The 23,290-nt window shown below is 66.9% G+C and carries 16 protein-coding genes and 1 tRNA gene; 13 read left to right on the plus strand and 4 right to left on the minus strand.

What is annotated here, in order from left to right:
* The first annotated feature begins 134 nt into the window (after positions 1-134).
* Positions 135-794, plus strand: a complete 660-nt coding sequence (locus tag IQ292_RS12475) for a prolyl hydroxylase family protein (protein ID WP_203310636.1) — start codon at positions 135-137, stop codon at positions 792-794.
* A gap of 61 nt (positions 795-855) precedes the next feature.
* Here the strand turns inward: IQ292_RS12475 and IQ292_RS12480 are convergent, their stop codons facing one another.
* Complete coding sequence (locus tag IQ292_RS12480; RefSeq protein ID WP_203310637.1) at positions 856-3,087, minus strand: M3 family metallopeptidase; 2,232 nt, start codon at positions 3,085-3,087, stop codon at positions 856-858.
* A gap of 266 nt (positions 3,088-3,353) precedes the next feature.
* On the opposite strand from IQ292_RS12480, the gene IQ292_RS12485 reads away from it, so the two are divergent.
* Positions 3,354-3,737, plus strand: a complete 384-nt coding sequence (locus tag IQ292_RS12485) for a hypothetical protein (protein ID WP_203310638.1) — start codon at positions 3,354-3,356, stop codon at positions 3,735-3,737.
* 1 nt (position 3,738) lies between these two features.
* On the opposite strand, the gene IQ292_RS12490 is transcribed toward IQ292_RS12485, so the two are convergent.
* Entirely contained in the window at positions 3,739-3,927 is a 189-nt protein-coding gene (locus IQ292_RS12490) for a hypothetical protein (protein ID WP_203310639.1), read from the minus strand.
* A gap of 449 nt (positions 3,928-4,376) precedes the next feature.
* A tRNA-Tyr gene (locus tag IQ292_RS12495) sits at positions 4,377-4,462 on the minus strand.
* 127 nt (positions 4,463-4,589) lie between these two features.
* Between IQ292_RS12495 and IQ292_RS12500 the strand changes: the two genes are divergently transcribed.
* The gene (locus IQ292_RS12500; RefSeq protein WP_203310640.1) at positions 4,590-6,191 is read left to right on the plus strand and encodes a M20/M25/M40 family metallo-hydrolase; all 1,602 of its coding nucleotides are present in this window, start codon (positions 4,590-4,592) and stop codon (positions 6,189-6,191) included.
* A 36-nt stretch (positions 6,192-6,227) separates the two neighbouring features.
* Positions 6,228-6,971, plus strand: coding sequence for a 23S rRNA (guanosine(2251)-2'-O)-methyltransferase RlmB (gene rlmB, locus IQ292_RS12505; protein WP_203310641.1), 744 nt, complete (start codon positions 6,228-6,230; stop codon positions 6,969-6,971).
* 41 nt (positions 6,972-7,012) lie between these two features.
* On the opposite strand, the gene IQ292_RS12510 is transcribed toward rlmB, so the two are convergent.
* Positions 7,013-7,330: a 2Fe-2S iron-sulfur cluster-binding protein gene (locus tag IQ292_RS12510; RefSeq protein WP_203310642.1), complete on the minus strand. Its 318-nt coding sequence runs from the start codon at positions 7,328-7,330 to the stop codon at positions 7,013-7,015.
* A 57-nt stretch (positions 7,331-7,387) separates the two neighbouring features.
* Between IQ292_RS12510 and IQ292_RS12515 the strand changes: the two genes are divergently transcribed.
* From IQ292_RS12515 to IQ292_RS12555, 9 genes are all read left to right on the plus strand, one after another.
* Positions 7,388-8,020 carry a DNA-3-methyladenine glycosylase family protein gene (locus IQ292_RS12515; RefSeq protein WP_203310643.1) on the plus strand — a complete coding sequence of 211 codons (633 nt, stop codon included), beginning with the start codon at positions 7,388-7,390 and terminating at the stop codon, positions 8,018-8,020.
* A 162-nt stretch (positions 8,021-8,182) separates the two neighbouring features.
* Positions 8,183-9,481, plus strand: coding sequence for an Nramp family divalent metal transporter (locus IQ292_RS12520; protein ID WP_203310644.1), 1,299 nt, complete (start codon positions 8,183-8,185; stop codon positions 9,479-9,481).
* Between the two features lie 82 nt (positions 9,482-9,563).
* A complete protein-coding gene (locus IQ292_RS12525) occupies positions 9,564-11,999 on the plus strand; it encodes a glycogen/starch/alpha-glucan phosphorylase (RefSeq protein ID WP_203310645.1) in 2,436 nt (811 codons plus the stop codon).
* Positions 11,996-14,161: a 1,4-alpha-glucan branching protein GlgB gene (gene glgB, locus IQ292_RS12530; protein ID WP_203310646.1), complete on the plus strand. Its 2,166-nt coding sequence runs from the start codon at positions 11,996-11,998 to the stop codon at positions 14,159-14,161. Before IQ292_RS12525 ends, glgB begins: the two co-directional genes overlap by 4 nt.
* A gap of 30 nt (positions 14,162-14,191) precedes the next feature.
* Positions 14,192-15,457 (plus strand): glucose-1-phosphate adenylyltransferase, encoded by a 1,266-nt coding sequence (gene glgC / locus IQ292_RS12535; RefSeq protein WP_203310647.1) that lies wholly within the window; start codon positions 14,192-14,194, stop codon positions 15,455-15,457.
* A gap of 91 nt (positions 15,458-15,548) precedes the next feature.
* A complete protein-coding gene (gene glgA / locus IQ292_RS12540) occupies positions 15,549-16,949 on the plus strand; it encodes a glycogen synthase GlgA (RefSeq protein WP_203310648.1) in 1,401 nt (466 codons plus the stop codon).
* Positions 16,946-18,565 (plus strand): alpha-D-glucose phosphate-specific phosphoglucomutase, encoded by a 1,620-nt coding sequence (locus tag IQ292_RS12545; RefSeq protein WP_203310649.1) that lies wholly within the window; start codon positions 16,946-16,948, stop codon positions 18,563-18,565. The genes glgA and IQ292_RS12545 overlap by 4 nt, the downstream gene beginning before the upstream one ends.
* 166 nt (positions 18,566-18,731) lie before the next feature.
* Entirely contained in the window at positions 18,732-20,504 is a 1,773-nt protein-coding gene (glgX, locus tag IQ292_RS12550; protein ID WP_203310650.1) for a glycogen debranching protein GlgX, read from the plus strand.
* Between the two features lie 231 nt (positions 20,505-20,735).
* On the plus strand, positions 20,736-23,288 hold the full coding sequence (locus tag IQ292_RS12555) for a TonB-dependent receptor domain-containing protein (RefSeq protein WP_203310651.1): 2,553 nt from the start codon (positions 20,736-20,738) through the stop codon (positions 23,286-23,288).
* The last annotated feature ends 2 nt before the right edge of the window (positions 23,289-23,290 follow it).

Below are 23,290 nucleotides of genomic sequence, written 5' to 3' on the forward strand. Positions count from 1 at the left end.
TAAATGAGAAAGTTGCTTTGGATGAAGGCCGCCTCGCCTCCCCCATCCCGTTAACGCGTGCTTTACCACATCCCGCTAGACCTCGTTCAGGGATCGATCGCCAGACGGTCGCGCACAGGACGAAAGGGGCGCAGATGACGATACAGGGTTCGATCGCGGGCACACTCGCCGCGCTGGACGCGGACCTGCTCGCGACGTTCAAGTTCCAGGGCGCGACGCGCTGGCCGGACGAACAGATCGAGCTCTACGTCGCTCCTGCATTTCTGGACCCCGCGGAGTGCGGCGCCCTCGTATCGCTCATCGATCGCAATCGCGTGCCGTCGACGGTCGTCGAGGGCGACGCTGCGTGGCGGACGAGCGAGACCTGCTCCTTCGATCCCAGCGAGCCCGTCGTCCAGCTGCTCGACCTGCGCCTGTCGATGTTCCTGGGCATCAACCCGGTGAATGGGGAGCCCAATCAGGGCCAGCGCTATGGCGTTGGCCAGGAGTTCAAGCTGCACGCCGATTATTTCGCGGCGCATCACGACGACGCGATCACGCACGTCAGCCGCTGCGGCCAGAGGACGTGGACCGCGATGATCTATCTGAACGAGCCCGAGGAGGGCGGCGAGACGTTCTTCCACCACCTCGACCACGGCTTCACGCCCGAGCTCGGGACGATGCTGTGCTGGAACAATCTCACCCCGGAGGGTCGCCCAAACCCCCGCACGCTGCACCAGGGCAAGCCGGTGCTGCGCGGCGCCAAATATGTCATTACCAAGTGGTTCCGCCAGGGGCCCTGGAACCCGGCCTGAGGAGCCTCGTCGGCTTTACGAATGCCACCTCCCCCGAAGGAGAGGTGGCCGATCGTTGCACCTACTTGCCCGCCTTGGCCGAAGTCCCGACCGTTCCGTCCGCGGGCGCGGTCACGCCGTCGCCAGCGATCCGGGACCCATCGGCGTTGAGGCCCAGATCCTTGAGCAGCGGGCCGACCTGCGGATCGGCGCCGTTGAACGCGCGGAACATCGGCGCATAGTCTTCCGTATGGCCTTTCGACAGGATCATGTCGCGGAAACGCTGTCCGTTCGCGCGGGTCATGCCGCCATGCTGCTCGAACCAGTTGAATGCGTTCGCGCTGAGCATCTTGGTCCAGCTATAGGCGTAATAGCCCGCTGAATAGCCGTTGCCCCAGATGTGCAGGAAATAGCTCGACCGATAGCGCGGCGGAACGTCGGCGACGTCCAGACCGGTCGCGGCGAGCGCCTTGGCTTCGAACGCATCCGCATCCTGCTTGCCGTCGGCCGCCGTCAGCGAATGCCAGCTCATATCCATTTCCGCCGCCGCGAGTGCCTCGCCGAACGAATAGCCCGAGTTGAAGGTGCCGGCGCGCTTGATCTTGTCGACGAGCGCTGCCGGAATCACTGCGCCCGTCCGGTAGTTGACGGCATAATGCGGCAGCACCTTCGGATCGAGCGCCCAATGTTCGTTGAACTGCGACGGAAATTCGACGAAGTCGCGCGCCGTGTTGGTACCCGATACCGACGGATAGACCTGGTTCGCGAACAGCCCGTGCAGCGCATGGCCGAATTCGTGGAACATCGTCGTCACGTCGTCGAAGCTGACCAGCGCGGGCTGGCCGGCTGCCGGCTTGGTGAAGTTGGCGACATTGTAGATCACCGGCTTGGTGCCGAGCAGCTTCGACTGGGTGACGAAGTTCGACATCCAGGCGCCGCCATTCTTGTTGTCGCGCTTCCAATAGTCGAAATACATCAGGCCGACGGACGTGCCATCCGCCTCCGACACTTCGAACACCATCACGTCCGGTTGATAGACCGGGATGTCGGTACGACGCTTGAAGGTCAGCCCGTAAAGTTGGTTGGCGGCGTAGAACACGCCATCGGTGAGGACCTTGTCGATCTCGAAATACGGCTTCAGCTCGTCCTGGTTGAGGTCGTATTTCGCCTTGCGCACCTGTTCCGAATAATGGTCCCAGTCCCAAGGCTTGAGCTGGAAAGTCCCGCCGGTCGCACGGATCTGCGCCTGCAGTTCCGCAGCCTCCCGGCGCTGTTCCGCCGCCACCGGCGTGCCGAGTTGCTGCATGAACCCAAGCGCGGTCTGCGGCGTCTTCGCCATCTGGTCCTGGAGCACGTAATCCGCCCAGGTCCTGAAGCCGAGAAGCTTCGCCTTCTGCGCGCGCAAGAGCGCGATCTGCGCGATCGTGTCGCGCGTGTCGTTGGCGTCCCCCTTCACCGCGCGCGTCCAGCTGGCGTTGAACAGCGCCTCACGCGTCGCGCGATCCGTCATCGTCGCGAGCTCGGGCTGCTGCGTCGTGTTCTGCAGCGTCAGCACGTACTTGCCCGGCAGCCCCCGCGCCTTCGCGGCATCCGCGGCGGCCGCGATTTCGGCATCGGAAAGTCCTGCGAGCTTGGCCCTGTCGTCGATGATCAGCGCACCAGCCTTTGCCGCGGCAAGCAGCTTTTGCTGGAAGGCCGTTTCCAGCGTCGACAGCTGTGCATTGTATTTGCTGAGCGTCACCTTGTCGGCGGGGGACAGTTTCGCGCCCGCGCGCACCATATTCTGGTAGGTGAGCGTCAGCACCTGAAGCTGCTCGGGCGTCAGGCCAAGCGACTGCCGCGTATCGTACAGCGTCTTGACCCGGGCAAAGAGCGCCGGGTCGAGGTTGATGGCGTCCTGATGCGCGGCGAACGCCGGCGCAAGATCGGCCTGGGTCTTTTGCAACGTGTCGTCCGTATTGGCGCCCACCACCCCGTAGAAAGCGAGACTGGCGCGCTCCAGCAGGCGCCCCGATCGTTCCAGTGCGGCGATCGTGTTGTCGAACGTCGGAGCGCTGCGCGCGCGCGTGATCGCCTGTACCTCCGCGCGCTGCTGCGCCATGCCGGCGATCAGCGCCGGTCCATAGTCGCTGCTCCTGATACGGTCGAAGGGCGGCGCCTCGAAGGGCAACGCGCTGGGCCGCGCAAAGGGATTGGACGCGGGCAGCGCGGCCGCCCCGCCCTGTCCGACGGACTTGGCTGTCGGTGCGATACCTTGCGCAAATGCGGAGGAGGACATCATCAGGATCGTGGCGGTCGCGGCGAACAGGCGCATGAATGCTCCATCATCAGGTCGATGACAGTCGCGATGCACCTGCGCGGGGCCGAGATCAATGCCGGCGTGGCCTGATCGACCGACGGCGGGACCAGCCATCGCCATCATGATTCCGGGGGGATCGATCCCGACAATATATACCGGTCCGGCCCATTTCTCGCCGCATACCAGTCAGCTCTATTAATGATTCAAGCACAGCAACTTTCGTGTGCCTTGAAGCTTTGTGACAAGTCGTTCAGGTAAAGTCCGGAACGGGGACACTGCGAATGGCTAGCGTTTGGCACGAGGACGGGCGGCAGCCGCCCTTCGAAGAGGTCGAGTTGCGACGCGTCGCGACGTCGATGCTGATCGCGCGGCGTGCGCTGCACGGTGCCCTGCCCGCCGCGTTGATCCATGATGCCGCGCTGGAATGCCTTCTGGTTCTGTATCTGTCGCCGAATTTCGAGGCGCCATTCGCCAAGCTGGAAATGGAAGTCGCCAGTGCGCCCATCCTGGTGAGACGATGGCTTGCCGCCGTGGCCGCGGAGGGGCTTGTCGAGATCGGAAACGGGCGCGCAGCCCTGAGTCCGGAAGGTCAGGATCGCATGCGCGCGGTCATCACCAACGTCATCAGGTCCCAGCGAGAGTTGAACGGCTGGGGCGATCAGTAGGTCAGTTCAGCAGATACGAGGGGAAAGCCGTCTCGAGCGGCGCTCGCGCCGGCTGCCGCGGGATCGACAGGATCGCCGTTTCCAGATGCGCCGCGACGACCGCAAGGCCCGCCGCATCCGCGTCACCGACGCATTCGGTTATGCGGGCGATCAGGTGGTCGATATCGATCGCGTTGAGCGTCTTCGTCACACGGCATATCCCTGAACAACGCGCTACGATATTCCGAGCGACACCTCGGCGCTACAGCGACTTGGTAAACAGCGTCTAAACAATGGTTCACAAATGCGATCGGTCGCGAGGCACCTCCGGCGCTCGATCGCGGGACGGCGACGCGGGCCGGCGTGGCGTCCATGGCGCGCCGCCGGGGCATTGCCCTCGCGCATCCGGATCAGAAGCCGGTCCGCAGCACGCGAAGCCATCGCTTCAGGCGCTGCCACCAGGTCTGCCGCTGCGGCGGCGCAGGCCGTCGTACGCCGCGGGGCCGCGATCTGGTCGATCTTCTCGCCATGCGCCGCCCTATAGTTCGCAAGGGTGGACGGAAGCTGAATTACATGGCCCCGGCACGGCAGAACGCCTTCGCTATGCGCCGGGCGGAAAACGACGTTTGCAGCTTTATCGGGAACCGCCGGAGCGGAAATTGGTGGAAGGGGCTGGATTCGAACCAGCGTACACTTGCGTGGGCAGATTTACAGTCTGCTGCCTTTAACCACTCGGCCACCCTTCCGGGGTGTCCGCTTCCTCGAAGCGGAGGCGGCCTATTGGCGAAGCGAAACGCGCCTGTCAACGGCCATGCTTGCATCCCCCGCCCCCCGACCGTAGCAACCGCAGATCACGCCGTTCTGGGGAAATTCATGCGTCGCCTTCTGCTCGCCGTCTCCGTCGTTGCTCTTGCCGGGCCGGTCACCGCGCAGGATCGTGGGGCCACCGCCGCGATCATCGACCAGGGGACGAACCACAGCGAGGTCATGCCCATCGCCCAGCATCTGTCGGACGTCATCGGGCCGCGCCTGACCAATTCGCCCGGCATGCGCCGCGCGGAGGAATGGACGCAGGGCAAGTTCCGCGAATGGGGGCTCAGGAACGTCCACAAGGAGGGCTTCGCCTTCGGCCGCGGCTGGTCGATCGAGCGTGCGAGCGTCCGGATGCTGACGCCGCGCGTCGTCCAGCTTACCGCTATTCCCGTGGCATGGACGCCGGGTACCAACGGCACGATCACCGCGCCGGTCGTCGTCGCGCCGATCGCGCGAGAGTCCGACTTCGCGAAATTCCGCGGAAAGCTGGCCGGCAAGATCGTCATGGTCACCCTGCCCCGTGCGGCCGGCGACGCCACCGAGCCGCCGTTCAGACGTCTGTCGGGCGAGGATATCGGCAAGCTCGACCAGTTCCAGCAGCCGAGCTACGATCCCGCCGCGACCGACCGGCGGCTGAAGCGCCTCGACTTCACCAAGAAGCTCGACGCCTTCCTGAAGGGCGAAGGCGCGGTCGCCATCGCCACCATGTCGTATCGCGACGGAAAGCTCGTGTCGGGTGAGGGCTATCTGTTCGGCACGGGGGAAACCGCGTCGCTGCCGAGCGTACAGCTCGCGCAGGAGGATTATCTGCGCCTCGCTCGCCTCGCCCGGACTGGCCCGGCTCCGACGCTGGAGATCGCCAGCGACGTGCGTTTCGACGACTCCGATCCCCAGGCGTACAACGTCTTCGCCGAGATTCCCGGCACCGATCCCAAGGCGGGCTATGTCATGGCCGGCGCGCATCTCGACAGCTGGGTGGCCGGCGACGGATCCGCGGACAATGGCGCGGGCACTGCCGAGGTGATGGAGGCGGCGCGCATCCTCGCGGCGAGCGGCGTCCGACCGAAGCGCACGATCCGCTTCGCGCTCTGGGCGGGCGAGGAGCAGGGCCTGCTGGGTTCGATGGCCTATGTGCAGGCGCATCTGGCCCGCCGTGGCGCGCCCGGCGAAGCGATGCCGGGCGGTATGAAGGGCTTCTACGGCTTTTCCGATCGCTGGCCGATCACACCGCTGCCCGGCTACAACGACCTCGCGGCCTATTTCAACATCGACAACGGGTCGGGCAAGCTGCGCGGCCTGTATGCGGAGAACAATCCGGCGGTGGTTCCAATCTTCCGCGAATGGCTCGCCCCCTTTGCCTCGATGGGCGCGGGCAACGTCGTCGCACGGCAGACGGGCGGGACCGACCACGTGTTCATGCAGCAGGTCGGCGTCCCCGGTTTCCAGTTCATCCAGGACCCGCTCGATTACGGCAGCCGGGTCCACCACAGCTCGATCGATACGTTCGACCACCTGAAGGCGGAGGACATGCGCCAGGGATCGATCGTGCTCGCTGGCGTCTTGCTCTCCGCCGCCAATGCGGACAAGGCGCTGCCACGCCCGCCGCTGCCGACCAGGCCGGTGGCGACCGATCCCTTTGCCTATAGTGACGATGATGACTGATCCGTTTGCTCAAATCTCTCGCCGGAGCGCCCGCTGATGGCGCGCCGGGGCCATCGCCCGTCGACGGGCACCGCCAACCGCCCCCGTTTCTGGGGCCGGCATGCGGTGACCGCCGCGCTCGCCAACCCCAACCGTGTCGTCCGCAAGGTCTGGGGCACGCGCGAGGCGCTCGCCGCGCTCGACCTGCCGCCGGTGTTGCCGGTGACCTTCGCGGACGTCGCCGATCTCGGCAGGCTCGTTCCCGCCGACGCGCCGCACCAGGGGCTCGTCGCAGAGGTCGAGCCGCTCGAGGACATGTGGCTCGGCGACCTGCTGATCGAGGGACAGGACGACCGGCGCCCGCTCGTCGTGCTCGATCAGGTCACCGACCCGCACAACGTCGGCGCGATCCTGCGTTCGGCGGCGGCGTTCGACGCGCTCGGCATCGTCACGCAGGACCGCCACGCGCCGCCGGAAAGCGGCACCGTCGCCCGATCGGCATCGGGTGCGCTCGAGACGGTGCCCTGGGTGCGCGTCGTCAATTTGGCCCGCGCGCTGGAGGAGATCGCGGAGGCCGGCTTCTGGCGGATCGGCCTGACCGGCCATGCCAGTCAGACGCTGGCGCAGGCGATGGGTGACCAGCGCATCTGCATCGTGCTGGGTGCCGAGGGCGAAGGCATGCGCCAGAACACCGAGGCGCATTGCGACGAGCTCGCCAAGCTGCCGATCAGCCACAAGGTCGAGAGCCTGAACGTCTCCAACGCCGCGGCGATCGCGCTCTACGCGGTGGCGGCGCGGTAAGGCACGCCCCCGTCCCGCATACGGGAGGGGGCGCGCCGGGCTTATTCGTCCGCGCCGATCGTGACGCGCATCCCGTCCAGTGCCTCGCCGAAGGGCAATTGGCAGGACAGCCGGCTGGTCTCGTCGCGGTCGTCGACCGAGTCGAGCAGGTCGTTCTCGTCCTCGCTCATCGGCGGCAGCTTGTCTGCAAACGCAGGGTCGACATGGACGTGGCAGGTCGCGCACGAACAGCAACCACCGCACAGGGCCAGAATCTCGTCGATGCCGCCGTCGCGGATCACCTCCATGACCGACAGACCGTCTTCGCCATTGATTGCGCGTTCTTCCCCCGATCGCGTGACGACGATAAGCTTGGCCATGATCTTCTCCAGAAACCGTGCCCGCGCCCTAGCCGTGGCCGACGCCCCGGATCAAGCATGGGGCTGAGCGAGGCACAATTGCGCGCCGGCCTCGACGCGCTCGCCGGCGTCGAACCCGCCTTCGCCGCCGGTCTCGCGCGTGTCGGCTATCCGGCGCCGCGGATCCGCGCACGTGGTTACGACACGCTGCTCCGTACCATCATCGGCCAGCAGGTGAGCGTGCAGTCCGCCAATGCGGTCTATCGCAAGCTGGCGGCGCTGGTCGGCAATCCCAGCGACCCGCACACGATCCTCGCGGCGAGCGACGAGACGCTGCGGGCCGCCGGCCTGTCGCGGCAGAAGGCATCCTATGCCCGCAGCCTCGCGGAGGAGGTCACGAGCGGGCGGCTCGATCTCGACAACCTTCCCGCCGACGACGAGGAGGCGATCGCGCAACTGGTGCGCGTCAAGGGTATCGGACGCTGGTCGGCGGAAATCTATCTGCTGTTCGCGGAGGGTCGACCGGATATCTGGCCCGCCGGCGACCTGGCGGTTCAGATCGAGGTCGGCCGCCTGCTCGGGCACGAAGCGCGCCCGTCGGAGAAGCGGGTCCGCGAGCTGGCGGAGGCATGGCGCCCGCACCGCGGCGCCTTGGCGATCTTCACCTGGCACCATTATGGCGCGGGACCGGACGACAAGGCGCCGGTCTGAGGCGTGGCCCCGCGCGGCATGGCCGCAACGACGAAGGCATCCGCGGCACGGCGTCGACCCGGCCAGGTCCGATCACACGCCGCTCCTGCCTTTTGGTTCCGCGTGCCGCGAAAAAACATTCCCTTTGCCCGTGAGCGGCGCATCGGCCACATCTCCGGGCCGATGCCCCCCGCTTCCACTCCCTCGCTGATCGGCAGCCATCGCAGCGTCGCGCTGCCCGTCGGCGGGACGAAGGGGCGCAGGCTGGCGGCATTCCTGGGGCCGGGATTCCTCGTCGCGGTCGGCTACATGGACCCGGGCAACTGGGCGACGGACATCGCCGGCGGTTCGGCGTTCGGTTACACGTTGCTGTCGGTCATCCTGCTGTCGAACCTGATGGCGATGGTGCTGCAGGCGCTGTCGGCGCGGTTGGGCATTGCGGCGGGACTGGACCTCGCCCAGGCGTGCCGCGCGCATTACAGTCGCCCCGTGGCCATCGCGCTCTGGGCGCTGGCCGAGGTGGCGATCGTCGCCTGCGACCTGGCGGAGGTGCTGGGCACGGCGATCGCGCTCAAACTGCTGTTCGGCGTGCCTCTGGTCTGGGGCGTGCTGGTCACCGCGCTCGACGTGTTCCTGATCCTGGCGCTGCAACGGTACGGCTTCCGTAAGATAGAAGCGTTCATCGTCGCGCTGCTGCTGATCATCGCGGGCTGCTTCGCCTTCGAACTGTTCCACGCGCGGCCGGACGTCAGGGGTTTGCTGGCCGGACTGGTACCGACGCCGGGTATCGTCACCGACCCGTCCAAACTGTATCTGGCGATCGGCATCCTCGGCGCGACGGTGATGCCGCACAATCTGTACCTCCACTCCTCCATCGTCCAGACACGGGCCTTCGCGCACGACGACGCGGGCAAGACGGAGGCGGTGCGGCTGGCGACGATCGACAGCACGCTGGCGCTCGGGCTCGCCTTCTTCATCAACGCCGCGATCCTGATCCTCGCGGCCGCGGTGTTCCACGCCTCGGGCCGCACGGGTGTCGCCGATATCGACGAGGCCTATCGCCTGCTCGCGCCGACCATGGGGGTTGGCGCGGCGAGCATCGTCTTCGGCGTCGCCCTGCTCGCCTCGGGGCAGAATTCGACCGTTACCGGGACGCTCGCCGGCCAGATCGTCATGGAGGGGTTCCTCGACATTCGCCTGCCGGTCTGGCTGCGGCGACTGGTGACGCGGCTTCTCGCCATCGTGCCTGCCGTGCTCGTGGTGGGCGCGATGGGCGATGGCGGCGCGACGCGGCTGCTCGTCCTCAGCCAGGTTATCCTCAGCCTGCAACTGCCGTTCGCGGTGATCCCGCTTGTCGCCTTCACGGGCCGGGCCTCGCTCATGGGACGCTTCGCCAGCCCGGCGTGGCTCCGGGCGCTCGCCTGGATCATCGCAACGGTCATCGTCGTCCTCAATCTTACTTTATTGTGGGGCATGTTTTGATCCGCACCGACGCTTTTGCGGTGACAGACGGGCCGTTCACCCCTCTAGTATACGGCCTGGCATTCAGCAGCATGGGTTTGTCGTGAACGATTCCTCCACGCCCCCCTCCCTCCCCACTTCGCCCAGCGGGCTCGCGGCGACCATTGTCGACACGTTGGTCCACCGCATCGGCAAGGACGCGCAGGCGGCGCGCCCGCATGACTGGCTGGCCGCAACGATCCTGACCTTGCGCAACGAGATCATCGAGCGATGGATGGCGTCCACCAAGGCCGCACATGCCGCCGGGGCCAAACGCGTCTATTACCTCAGCCTCGAATTCTTGATCGGGCGATTGCTGCGCGACGCGCTGTCCAACCTGCGTCACACACAGGACGTGGCGGACGCGCTCGCCTCGCTCGGCGTCGACCTTGCCGAGATCGAAGAGATCGAGCCCGATGCCGCGCTGGGCAACGGCGGCCTCGGACGCCTGGCGGCGTGCTTCATGGAGAGCCTCGCCAGCCTCGATCTGCCCGCATACGGCTATGGCATTCGCTACGTGAACGGCATGTTCCGCCAGCGGATCGACGACGGCTGGCAGGTCGAATTGCCCGAAACCTGGCTGGCGCACGGCAATCCGTGGGAATTCGAACGGCGCGAGAGCGCCTATTTCGTCGGCTTCGGCGGCGAGGTCACGACCAAGGCAAGCGGTCTCGTCCATTGGAGCCCGGCGGAAGCGGTACAGGCCGTCGCCTATGACACGCCGATGGTCGGCTGGCGCGGCAAGCGCGTCAACACGCTGCGGCTGTGGCGCGCACGCGCGTTCGACCCGATCCGCCTCGACCAGTTCAACGCCGGCGATTTCCAGGGTGCGCTCGCTGGCCAGCTGCGCGCGGAGACGCTGACGCGCGTCCTCTATCCCAACGATTCGACGCCGGCCGGCCAGGAGCTGCGCCTACGCCAGGAATATTTCTTCAGCTCCGCCTCGATCCAGGACATCGTCCGCCGCCACGTCCAATATTTCGGCGACGTGCGCACCTTGCCGGACAAGGCGGCGATCCAGCTGAACGACACGCATCCCGCGGTGTCCGTCGCCGAACTGATGCGGCTGCTGGTCGATTTCCACGACATCGGCTTCGACGAGGCGTGGGACATCACCCGCGCGACCTTCGGCTACACCAATCACACCCTGCTGCCGGAGGCGCTCGAAAGCTGGCCGTTGCCGCTGTTCGAGCGGCTGCTGCCGCGGCACATGCAGCTGGTCTACCAGATCAACGCGAAGCTGCTGCGCGACGCGCGCAAGGTGGCCGGCGTCGACGACCGCGCGATCGCCGCGATCAGCCTGATCGACGAGGGTGGCGAACGCCGCGTGCGCATGGCGAACCTGGCATTTGCGGGCAGTCATTCGGTCAACGGCGTCGCGGCGCTGCACACCGAATTGATGAAGCGCACGGTGTTCGCCGACCTGCATCGCCTGTTTCCAGACCGGATCAACAACAAGACCAACGGCATCACCCCGCGCCGCTGGCTGCTGGAATGCAATCCCGGCCTGACGACCCTGATTGCCGAAGCGATCGGCGACGGCTTCCACGACGATGCGCAGGCGCTGACCGCGCTCGTGCCGCATGCCGATGACGCAACCTTCCGGGAGCGCTTCGCCGCGACGAAGCGTTCGAACAAGGTGATGCTGTCCAATTACCTGAAGGAAACAATGGGCTTGAGGGCCGATCCGGACGCAATCTTCGACGTTCAGATCAAGCGCATTCACGAATACAAGCGGCAGCTGCTCAACATCATCGAGACGGTAGCGCTCTATGACCAGATCCGCAGCCATCCGGAGCGTGACTGGACGCCACGCGTGAAGCTGTTCGCGGGCAAGGCGGCATCGAGTTATCACAATGCCAAGCTGGTCATAAAGCTGGCGAATGACGTTGCGAAGCGGATCAACGCCGATCCGGCCGTCGGCGACCTGCTGAAGGTTGCCTTCGTGCCCAACTACAACGTCAGCCTCGCGGAACGAATGATCCCGGCCGCCGATCTGTCGGAACAGATCAGCACTGCCGGCATGGAAGCGTCGGGAACCGGCAACATGAAGTTCGCGCTCAACGGCGCGCTGACCATCGGCACGCTCGACGGCGCCAACATCGAGATCAAGGACCATGTCGGCGACAACAACATCTTCATCTTCGGCCTGACCGCCGACGAAGTCGCGGAGCGGCGCGCGGCCGGCTATGATCCGCGCGCCGCGATCGAAGGGTCGCGCGAATTGGCGCAGGCGGTGAGCGCCATCGCCTCGGGTGTCTTCTCCCCCGACGACCCGGATCGGTACAAGGGGCTGATGGGTGGCCTGTACGACCATGACTGGTTCATGGTCGCCGCTGATTTCGACGCCTATACGGCCGCCCAGCGTGCGGTCGACGCGCGCTGGAGCGATCCGGCCGCATGGGGACGATCCGCGATCCTCAACGTCGCGAACATGGGCTGGTTCTCGTCGGACCGGACGATCGGGGAATATGCGCGTGACATCTGGGGCGTGAGGTGAAGCCGCCGCGCGCCGCGATCGACGCTCTGGTCGAGGGTCGCCACGACGACCCCTTCTCGCTGCTCGGTGTATTCGCCGGACCGCAGGGGAGCTTCGCGCGCGCGCTGGTACCCGGGGCAGAGACTCTCGAGGCGCATGATCTCGCCGGCCACGCGCTCGGCATGCTCGAGCGGGTCGACGATCGCGGGCTTTTCGAAGGCTCCCTACCCGGCGATCCGCAGCCTTTGCGCTACAAGGCGCAGGGCTATGGCGCCGAATGGTGGCTGACCGACCCCTATAGCTTCGGCCCCGTGCTCGGCCCCACCGACGATTATCTGATGGCGGAGGGCACGCACCTGCGCCTGTGGGACAAGGTCGGCGCCCACTGGATCGAGCATGAGGGCGCGCGCGGCACGCACTTCGCGGTCTGGGCGCCCAACGCACGACGTGTATCGGTGGTCGGCGACTTCAACGACTGGAACGGCGCGCGCCACGTCATGCGGCGGCGCGGCGCGGTCGGGGTTTGGGAAATCTTCCTGCCCGACATCGGCCCTGGACGCGCCTACAAGTTCGAGATCGTCGCCGCGGACGGATCGCCGCAGCCATTGAAGGCCGACCCCTTTGCCTTTGCCGCGGAACTGCGGCCGAAGACGGCATCGATCACCACCGCGCCGCCGACGCATGTCTGGCACGATGCGGCGCACCGCGAAGCCTGGACAAAAGTCGACCCGCGTCGCGCGCCCATCAGCATCTACGAGGTCCATGCCGGCTCATGGGATCGGGACAACAACGGCTGGTATCTTAGCTGGGACGCGCTCGCCGATCGCCTGATCCCTTATGTCGTCGACCTGGGCTTCACGCACATCGAGTTCCTGCCGGTCAGCGAACATCCCTACGACCCGTCCTGGGGCTATCAGACGACCGGTCTCTACGCCCCCTCTGCCCGCTTCGGCGATCATGAGGGCTTCGCCCGCTTCGTCGACGGTGCGCACCAGGCCGGCGTCGGCGTGATCCTGGACTGGGTGCCGGCGCATTTTCCGACCGATGCCCACGGGCTCGATCACTTCGACGGAACCGCGCTCTACGAGCACGAGGATCCGCGGCTGGGCTTCCACCCCGACTGGAACACCGCAATCTACAATTTCGGGCGGCGCGAGGTCGAGGCGTTCCTCGTCAACAATGCGCTGTTCTGGGCGGAGCGTTATCATATCGACGGGCTTCGCGTCGACGCGGTCGCCTCGATGCTGTACCGCGACTACAGCCGCAAGCAGGGCGAGTGGATTCCCAATGCCGAGGGTGGTCGCGAGAACTGGGAGGCGGTCGACTTCCTGCGCGCGATGAACCGCGCGATCTACCGCGAGCATCCCGGCATCTTCACCGTCGCCGAGGAGTCCACGAGTTGGCCAGGCGTCTCCGCGCCCGCGCTCGACGAGGCCAGCCGCAGCAACCTAGGCTTCGGGTTCAAGTGGAACATGGGCTGGATGCACGACACGCTCCAGTATTTCGCGCGCGAGCCGATCCATCGGCGCCATCACCATGGCGAGATCAACTTCGGGCTCGTCTACGCCTTCAGCGAGAATTTCGTTCTCCCCCTCAGTCATGACGAGGTCGTGCACGGCAAGGGCACGCTGCTGGAAAAGATGCCCGGCGACGACTGGCAGAAGTTCGCCAACCTGCGCAGCCTCTATGCCTTCATGTGGGGCTATCCGGGCAAGAAGCTGCTGTTCATGGGGCAGGAGTTCGCGCAGAGGCGCGAATGGAGCGAAGATCGCGCGCTCGACTGGGGGCTGCGCTGCGCCCATTCGCACGAAGGCGTGCGCAAGCTGGTCCGCGACTTGAATCGCGTCTACCGCAACACGCCTGCGCTTCACGCGCGCGACTGCGAACAGGACGGCTTTGCATGGCTGATCGCCGACGATGCCGCGAATTCCGTCTTCGCCTGGCTGCGCAAGGCACCGGATGCGAAGCCGGTCGCGGTGATCGCCAACCTGACCCCCGTCGCGCGCGCGCCCTATCGCGTCCCGCTGCCGCACGACGGGCGCTGGCGCGAGATCATCAATTCCGACGCACAGGATTATTGGGGCTCGGGCCTGGGCAACCTAGGCGGGGTCGAGGCGAAGGACGGCGCCGCCTGGGTGACGCTCCCGCCGCTCGCCACGGTGATGCTGGAATTCGAAGGCTGATACAATGACAAGGATGATGGAGAGGGGCCGATGGTAGACCGCATAGGACGCCACCCGCTGTCGCGCGACGCGATGGCTTATGTGCTTGCCGGCGGACGCGGCAGCCGGCTGATGGAACTGACCGACACGCGTGCCAAGCCTGCCGTCTACTTCGGCGGCAAGAGCCGGATCATCGACTTCGCGCTGTCGAACGCGATCAATTCGGGCATTCGCCGGATCGGCGTCGCGACGCAGTACAAGGCACATTCCCTGATCCGCCATCTTCAGCGCGGCTGGAACTTCCTGCGCGACGAACGCAACGAAAGCTTCGACATCCTGCCCGCCAGCCAGCGCGTGTCGGAATTCCAATGGTATGAGGGCACGGCCGACGCCGTCTTCCAGAACATCGACATCATCGAGAGTTACGGTCCCGAGTTCATGGTGATCCTGGCCGGGGATCATATCTACAAGATGGACTATGAAATCATGCTTCAGCAGCATTGCGACAGTGGCGCCGACGTCACCGTCGCCTGCATGGAGGTGCCGCGGATGGAGGCGCGGGCGTTCGGCGTGATGCACGTCGACGAGACCGACCGGATCATCGATTTCGTCGAGAAGCCCGCCGACCCGCCGTCGATCCCCGGCCAGCCCGACGTCGCGCTCGCCAGCCTGGGCATCTACGTCTTCGCGACCAAGTTCCTGTTCGAGGAACTGCGCCGCGACGCGGACACGCCTGGGTCCAGCCGCGATTTCGGCAAGGACATCATCCCCTACCTCGTCCAGCACGGCAAGGCACAGGCGCACCGCTTTTCCGCCAGCTGCGTGCGGTCGAGCGAGGAACCGGCAGCCTATTGGCGCGATGTCGGTACGGTCGATGCCTATTGGGAGGCGAATATCGACCTGACCGACGTCATCCCGCAGCTCGACCTGTATGACAAGGAATGGCCCCTGTGGACCTATTCCGAGATCACCCCGCCGGCGAAGTTTGTCCATGATCTCGACGGGCGGCGCGGGTCTGCGGTGTCCAGCCTCGTATCGGGCAATTGCATCGTTTCGGGATCGACGATCCATCGCAGCCTGCTGTCGACCGGCGTGCGGGCACACAGCTTCTCGATGCTCGATGAGGCCGTCGTACTCCCCTATTGCCATATCGGCCGCGGCGCGCGGCTCAAGAAGGTGGTGCTCGATCGCGGCGTCATCATCCCCGACAATCTCGTCGTCGGCGAGGATCCGGTGAGCGACGGGCACCGCTTCCGCCGCACCGACAAGGGGGTATGTCTGATCACCCAGCCGATGATCGACCGGTTGAAATCGTGATCGATCCGGCTTGCAGCGCGTCCGCGGCGGAGGCTTTCCTGCCCGTTTCCTGGCCTGGGCCTGGGAACGGCGGCTTTTCGCGGGCAATCTGATGCGCGTCCTTTCCCTCGCATCGGAGGCGTTTCCGCTGGTCAAGACGGGTGGGCTCGCCGATGTGGTCGGCGCGCTGCCCGACGCGCTTGCGCCCCACGGGGTCCAGACGACGACGATGATCCCCGGCTACCCCGTCGTCGGAAAGGCGATGAAGGGGGCTAAGGTCGTCCGCCGCTGGACCGATCTGATGGACACCGAGGCGCGGCTCCTGGCGGGGCGGATCGGCGACCACGATCTGATCGTCCTCGATGCGCCGGCCTTGTTCAATCGCGCGGGCGGCCTGTACGGCCATGCCGACGACTGGCGGCGGTTCGCGGCGCTCGCGCGCGCGGCGGCGGACGTCGCGGCGGGCGGCGGCTACGACCTGCTGCATGCCCATGACTGGCAGGCCGCGCTTGCCCCCGCCTATCTGCGCTATGCCGGCACGGCCGTGCGCAGCGTGATGACGGTGCACAACATCGCCTTCCAGGGTCAGTTCGGGGCCGACATCTTCCCGGCGCTGGGCCTGCCGGACGCCGCCTGGGGAATCGACGGCGTCGAATATTACGGGGGCGTAGGCTTCCTGAAGGCGGGACTGGAGGCGGCAGAGGCCATCACGACGGTCAGCCCGACCTATGCCTCGGAAATCCGCGAGAACCGCTTCGGCATGGGGCTCGAGGGGCTGATCGAGGCACGGGGCGCGCGCGTCCACGGCATCGTCAACGGTATCGATCCGGCGGTGTGGAACCCGGAGATCGATACCGCTCTGCCGCAGCGTTACACCGTGCGCGCGCTGGGCCGGCGGCGGGCGAACAAGCGCGCCGTGGAAAAGATGTTCGGCCTGGCGTCCGGCGACGGCCCGCTGTTCACCGTGATCAGCCGGCTGACGTGGCAAAAGGGCATGGATGTGCTGGCGCACTGCCTCGACATGCTGGTCGCGGCGGGCGGACGGCTGGCGCTCCTGGGGTCGGGCGACGCACCGCTGGAACAGGCGTTCCTCGCCGCCGCCGCGCGTCACCCGGGCAAGATCGGCGTCCGCATCGGCTATGACGAACCGCTGTCGCACCTGCTCCAGGGCGGCGCGGACGCGATCCTCATCCCGTCCCGGTTCGAACCATGCGGGCTGACCCAGCTTTACGGTCTCGCCTATGGCTGCGTTCCCGTCGTCGCCCGGACCGGCGGCCTCGCCGACACGGTGATCGACGCCAACGAGGCGGCGCTCGCGGCCGGCGTCGCGACCGGCTTCCAGCATGGCGAGGTCAGCGATCACAGCCTCTCGCACGCGATCATGCGGACGATCCGGGCCTATGCACGACCCGATCTGTGGTGCACCATCCAGCGCAACGGCATGCGCGCGGACTTTTCCTGGACCGAGAGCGGCCGCCGCTATGCCGACCTCTACAAGAGCCTGATCGCATGATCCGTACCGTCACCTCCACCCCCTATGCCGACCAGAAGCCTGGCACGTCCGGCCTGCGCAAGAAGGTCACGGTCTTCCAGCAGCCGAACTATGCCGAAAATTTCGTGCAGGCGGTGTTCGACGCCATCGAGGGGAAGGACGGCGCGACGCTGGTGATCGGCGGCGACGGCCGCTTCCTGAATCGCGAGGTGATCCAGAAGGCGATCCGCATCGCCGCGGCGAACGGCTTCGGTCGCGTCGTCGTCGGCCGGGGCGGTCTTCTGTCGACGCCGGCGGCCAGCAACATGATCCGCATCCGCAAGGCGCTGGGTGGCCTCGTCCTGTCCGCGAGCCATAATCCCGGCGGCCCGACCGAGGATTTTGGGATCAAGTACAATATCGCCAACGGCGGTCCCGCACCCGAGGGCATCACCGACGCGATCTTCGCCCGTACGAAGACGATCGACAGATGGCGGACGATCGACGCCGACGACATCGACCTCGATGCGCTGGGGGAGGTGTCGGTCGGCGACATGACGGTCGAGGTGGTCGATCCCGTCGCCGATTACGCCGCCCTGATGGAAAGTCTGTTCGATTTCCCCGCGATCCGCGGCGCGGGGCTGACGATGGCGTTCGACGCGATGAGCGCGGTGACGGGTCCCTATGCTACCGTGATCCTGGAACGACGACTGGGCTTCGCGCCGGGCACCGTGCGCAACGGCACGCCACTGGAGGATTTCGGTGGCCATCACCCCGATCCCAATCTGGTCCACGCGAAGGATCTGTACGACCTGATGATGGGAGCCGACGCCCCGGATTTCGGCGCGGCGTCGGACGGCGACGGCGACCGCAACCTGATCATCGGTCGGGGCCGGTTCGTGACCCCGTCGGACAGCCTGGCGATGCTCGCCGCCAATGCGCATCTGGCGCCCGGCTATGCCGCCGGGCTGAAGGGCATCGCGCGATCGATGCCCACCAGCGCCGCGGCGGACCGGGTGGCGGACAGGCTGGGCATCCCCGCCTTCGAAACGCCGACCGGATGGAAGTTCTTCGGCAACCTGCTCGATGCCGGCATGGCGACGATCTGCGGCGAGGAAAGCGCCGGCACCGGCAGCGACCATGTCCGCGAGAAGGACGGGCTGTGGGCCGTATTGTTGTGGCTCAACATCCTCGCCGCCAGCGGCAAGTCGGTCGATGCGCTGGCACGCGAACACTGGGCGACCTATGGCCGCAATTACTATGCGCGCCACGATTACGAGGGCGTGGACAGCGCGCGGGCGGATGCGCTGATGGCGGAATTGCGCGCCGGCCTGGCCGATCTGCCGGGCCGCGTCGTGGGGCCGCTGACGATCGCGGGCGCGGACGACTTCGCCTATGAGGACCCGACCGACGGCTCGGTCAGCCGCAACCAGGGCGTGCGCATCCTGTTCGAGGGCGGCAGCCGCGTCGTCTTCCGCCTGTCGGGCACCGGCACCAGCGGCGCGACGCTGCGCGTCTACCTGGAACGCTACGAGCCGGCGGACGGCCGCCTCGACGCCGATACGGGTGCGATGCTGGCGGACATCGTCGCGGCGGCGGACGCCATCGCCGGGATCGCGCGGCACACCGGACGCCATGCGCCCGACGTGGTAACGTGAGCCGCGCCGCTCCTGCCTGCTGACGGTCGCCCATGGCCTTGCACGAACCCGACGGCTCGCGCATCCCGCGTCGACGAGGGTCGGCTCCAGCGCGGTTCCGAAGCCGCCCGCTCGTGATGGGGCGCTCGACAACCGGGCGCGGCAGCTGGACCTGTTGGTGACGGACATGGCGGTCAGTGCCGCATCGCTCGGTGCGGTCGTCGCGGGCGATTGCACCCGTTTTGCCGTGCGCGCCGCCGCGCCGGTGACGCTGTGCCTGTTCGATGGCACGGGCGAACGCCAGGTCCCGATGGTGCCGGACGGCGACGGCATCTGGCGTGCGCGCGTGCCCGGCGTCGGCGCGGGGCAGCGGTACGGCTATCGCTGCGCGTCCGATCCGGCAAAGCTGCTCGTCGATCCTTATGCGATCATCCTCGACCGGCCATTCGTCCATGACCCGCGTCTGGGCCTCCCCGGCGTCGAGACGGGCGCGCTCGTCCCGCGCGCGATCGTGCCGAGTCCCCTGCCACTCCCCGACGAACTAAGTCCGCCGCTCTTCGCCCCCGGCGGATTGATCTACGAACTCAACGTCCGCGGCTTCACCATGCTGCACCCCGACATAGCCGAGGCGCAGCGCGGAACGATCGCCGCGCTGGCGCATCCGGCGATCATCGCGCATCTTCGATCGCTGCGCGTCGACGCCATCGAGTTGATGCCGATCGTCGCTTGGATCGATGAGCGGCATTTGCCCCCGCTCGGCCTTAGCAACGCTTGGGGCTACAATCCCGTCGTCCCGATGGCGCTTGATCCCCGGCTGGCGCCGGGCGGCGTCGCCGAGCTGCGCGAGACGGTCGCGGCGCTGCGAGCGGCGGGGATCGGCGTCATCCTCGACCTCGTCTTCAATCATAATGGCGAGAGCGACGTACACGGTCCGACGCTGGCGCTGCGCGGGCTCGAACCCTCGCTCTATTTCGCGCATGCGCCAGACGGCACGCTGATCAACGACACGGGCACTGGCAACACGCTTGATTGCGCGCGTCCCGAGGTACGGCAGATGATCCTCGACGCGCTGCGACACTTCACCGCGCTCGGCGTCGACGGCTTCCGCTTCGACCTCGCCACCGTCCTCGCGCGCGGTCCGGGCTTTTCGCCGACCGCGCCGATATTCCACGAGATCGCGGCCGACCCTTTGCTGGCGACGCGGGTGATGATCGCGGAGCCGTGGGACATCGGTCCCGGCGGCTATCAGCTCGGCAATTTTCCTCACGGCTGGCTCGAATGGAACGACCGGTTCCGCGACGACGTCCGCCGCTTCTGGCGGGGCGATGTCGGCGCGGGCGTGCTGGCGACGCGGCTCGCCGGGTCGGACGACATCTTCGGCCGGGAGGGCACACGGACCGTCAACTTCGTCGCGGCTCACGACGGTTTCACCCTCGCCGATACCGTCGCCTATGCCGAGCGTCACAACCAGGCGAATGGCGAGGAGAATCGCGACGGCCATGGCGACAATCACAGCTGGAACAACGGCGTCGAGGGACCGAGCGACGATCCGGCGGTGCGCGCCGCGCGCGACGCCGACCGACGCGCGCTGCTCGGCACCCTGTTCGCCTCGCGCGGCACGATCCTGCTGACCGCGGGCGACGAAATCGGGCGGACGCAGCAAGGCAACAACAATGCCTATGCGCAGGATAATCCGATCGGCTGGGTCGACTGGGCCGGGCGCGACCAGGCGCTGGAGGCCCATGTCGCCGCCCTCGCGCAGGCCCGGGCGACAGCCGGCCTGGGCGACCCCGCACCTTATCCCGATCCGCGCTGGTACGACCTGGCGGGCATGCCCATGACGGACGCGGCCTGGGCGGATGCGGACGGCTTCGTGTTGCAGACGCGCGGCGCGGCGGTGCGGGTCGATCGGCGAACCCGCATGGTCCGCATCGATAACACTGGCGGAACATCGGTTTAGCGTCTGATCCACGTGCGTGGAAGCGGCGGCGCCCGTACGATCCGGCCTCGCTGGTTCCTACGAGGGCGCCGCTTATCCAGTATTATTTGAGATGAAAATGCAACAGTCGGTGTTATTGGCCGAACTGTTCTTAATTCCGCCGTCTTTCATGCGCAGGATGAAGCATCTTCCGGCGATGGCATCTGCGTCGGTCGATACGCACGCCCCCGCCCTTTATCGGACCGCTCATTCATGACGCGCACGACTTGCTACCTGCTCGCATGGTCCGCGCTATTGGGCAGTGCGCCCGCGCTTGCGCAACAGGACGGAGGAGCGTCGCCGCCGGCCGAGGGGACTAGCGAAATCGTCGTCCGTGCGCGCCGCGTATCCGGCTCCGCCATCGGCGACGCGGAGCCGATAGCGGTACTCGACGCCGCAGCCATCCGGACGCTCGGCGCGACCACCATCAAGGATCTGATGCAGCGGCTGCAGGGGCTGACGACCGGCGCCAATGGCGGCCCCCCGGTCTTCCTCCTCAACGGTCGCCGCGTCGCCAGCATGGACGATGTCTACGGCTTGCCTCCCGAAGCGATGGAGCGGACCGAAATCCTTACCGAGCAGGATGCTGCCCGTTTCGGCTATCCACCGACCCAGCGGGTCGTGAATTTCATCACCAAGAAGAACTTCCGGTCCATCGTCGCGGAAAATACCGTCAGCGGCGCGACCGATGGCGGCAACGGCACCGACTATCTGTTCCTCAATACCACCCGCCTTTCGGGGTCCCGCCGCCTGACGATCAACACCAGCTACCAGCATCAGGATGCGATACGGCAGAGCCAGCGGAACTTCCTGCCCGATACGACGGCGCTCTACGCGCTAGCTGGCAATGTTGCCGCCATCGGCGGCGGCAGCATCGATGCCGCGCTCGACCGGCTCGCGGGCAGGCCCGTGGCCGTCGCCGCCATTCCCGCGGATGGCGCGGCGCGGCAGCAGCTCGGCAGCTACGTCGCCACCGCCGATCGCCCCGCGGTGACGGATATCGGTCGTTTCCGCACCCTGCTGCCGACCAGCGACACGCTGGCCGCCAATACCACGCTGGCCGGCCCGCTCGGCCGCACGCTCAGCGGTTCGGTGACCCTGTCGATGGAAGCGACGCGCAGCGCGGGCAGCAACGGACTCGCGACCACGGTGCTACGCGTGCCCGGCGGCGGCATTCTACCCTTCGCCGGCGACACGCTCGTCTACCGCTATCTGCCCGACGTCGTTCTCGCCCAACGCAACGCCAGTCTCAAACTGTCCGGCAGCGGCGCGGTGCAGGGCGTGATCGGGCGTTGGGCCTGGACGGTGACAGGTGGCTACAACCGCCTGCGGGCGACGGGGCTGGCCGAACAGGGCGTACCGACCGCCGCGTTGCAGGCCGCGGTCTTGGCCGGTGCCGACCCGCTGACACCAATCGACGCATCATCAGCGTCGCGGCGGATCGCACAACGCCAGAAGAGCGTGACGGACGAGACCAACGGCAAGGCGACGCTGAACGGTCCGCTCGCCCATCTGCCCGCGGGCGATGTCCTCATCACCGCCGCGGCCGATTATACGCGGTCCGCCAACCGCAACGATCGGATCGACGGGTCGGCCGCCGCACTGGCGCGCACGGTGAAATCCGGTAGCATCAACGCGACCGTTCCCGTTGCCGCCGCCAAGCAGGGCGTGCTCCCCTTCCTCGGCGACCTGTCGCTCAACGGTACGCTCGGAGTCTCAGACGTGTCGCGCTACGGCCGCCTGCTCCAGTCGGCTTATGGCGTATCCTGGTCCCTGAAACCGCGTTTCCAGCTGCACGCGTCGGTCAACGAGACGCAGACCGCGCCAGCGATCGCGCTGCTCACCAACCCGGTGCTGACGACACCCAATGTGCCGTTCTTCGACTTCGCGACCGGAACATCCGGACTCGTCACCGCGGTCACCGGCGGCAATCCCGCGCTCACGCCGGAGCGGCGGCGCGTGTCGGAGCTTGGCCTCGCCTATCATCCGATGCGCGACGATCGCGGCTCGATCCGGCTCGCGGTCGACTATATCGAGACGCGCATCGCCGACCAGACGACGAACCTCGCCGGCGCGACGCCCACGATCCAGGCGGCTTTCCCCGACCTGTTCCTGCGCGACGGAACGGGCAGACTGACCCGGGTCGACCTGCGCGGTGTGAACGTCGCGCGGGAGACCGAGCGCAAGCTGCAATTCGTCACCGCCATCTGGACGCAGATCGGCAAGAAGCCCGCGCCGGCGGCGGCACAGCCGGGAGTGCCCGCCAAGGACGCTCCGCCCCCTCCCCCGCCCAAGGAGCCGATCCACGTCTTCTCCTATGTCACCACCACGCTGCGCCTCTCCGATCGGGCCGTGCTGCGGGATGGGCTGGCCAGTCTGGACCTGCTTGACGGGGCGACGCTCAACGGGTCGGGCGGCCGGCCCAGGTGGGAGATCAACGCCAATGCCGGCCTGTCCGTCGGGGCGCTCAACATCGGCACCTTCATCCAGGCGCAGGGCGCGACGCGGGTTCGCAGCCTGCTCGCGACATCGGACCTCACCTTCTCCGGCAAGACGATCATCGGCAGCTGGACGCAGCTCGACCTCGACAAGATGCTGCACAAGCCATGGTCGAAGAGCCTGTCGCTCAACCTGCTCGTTCAGAACTGGCTGAACGACCGCATCGACGTTCGCGATCGCAACGGCGCGACGCCGAACGGCTTCCAGGCCGGCTATCTCGACCCCATCGGGCGTACCGTGCAGCTCGGCGTGCGCAAGCTGTTCTGACC

It is taken from the genome of Sphingomonas beigongshangi (assembly GCF_016820445.1).
Lineage (GTDB): Bacteria > Pseudomonadota > Alphaproteobacteria > Sphingomonadales > Sphingomonadaceae > Sphingomonas > Sphingomonas beigongshangi.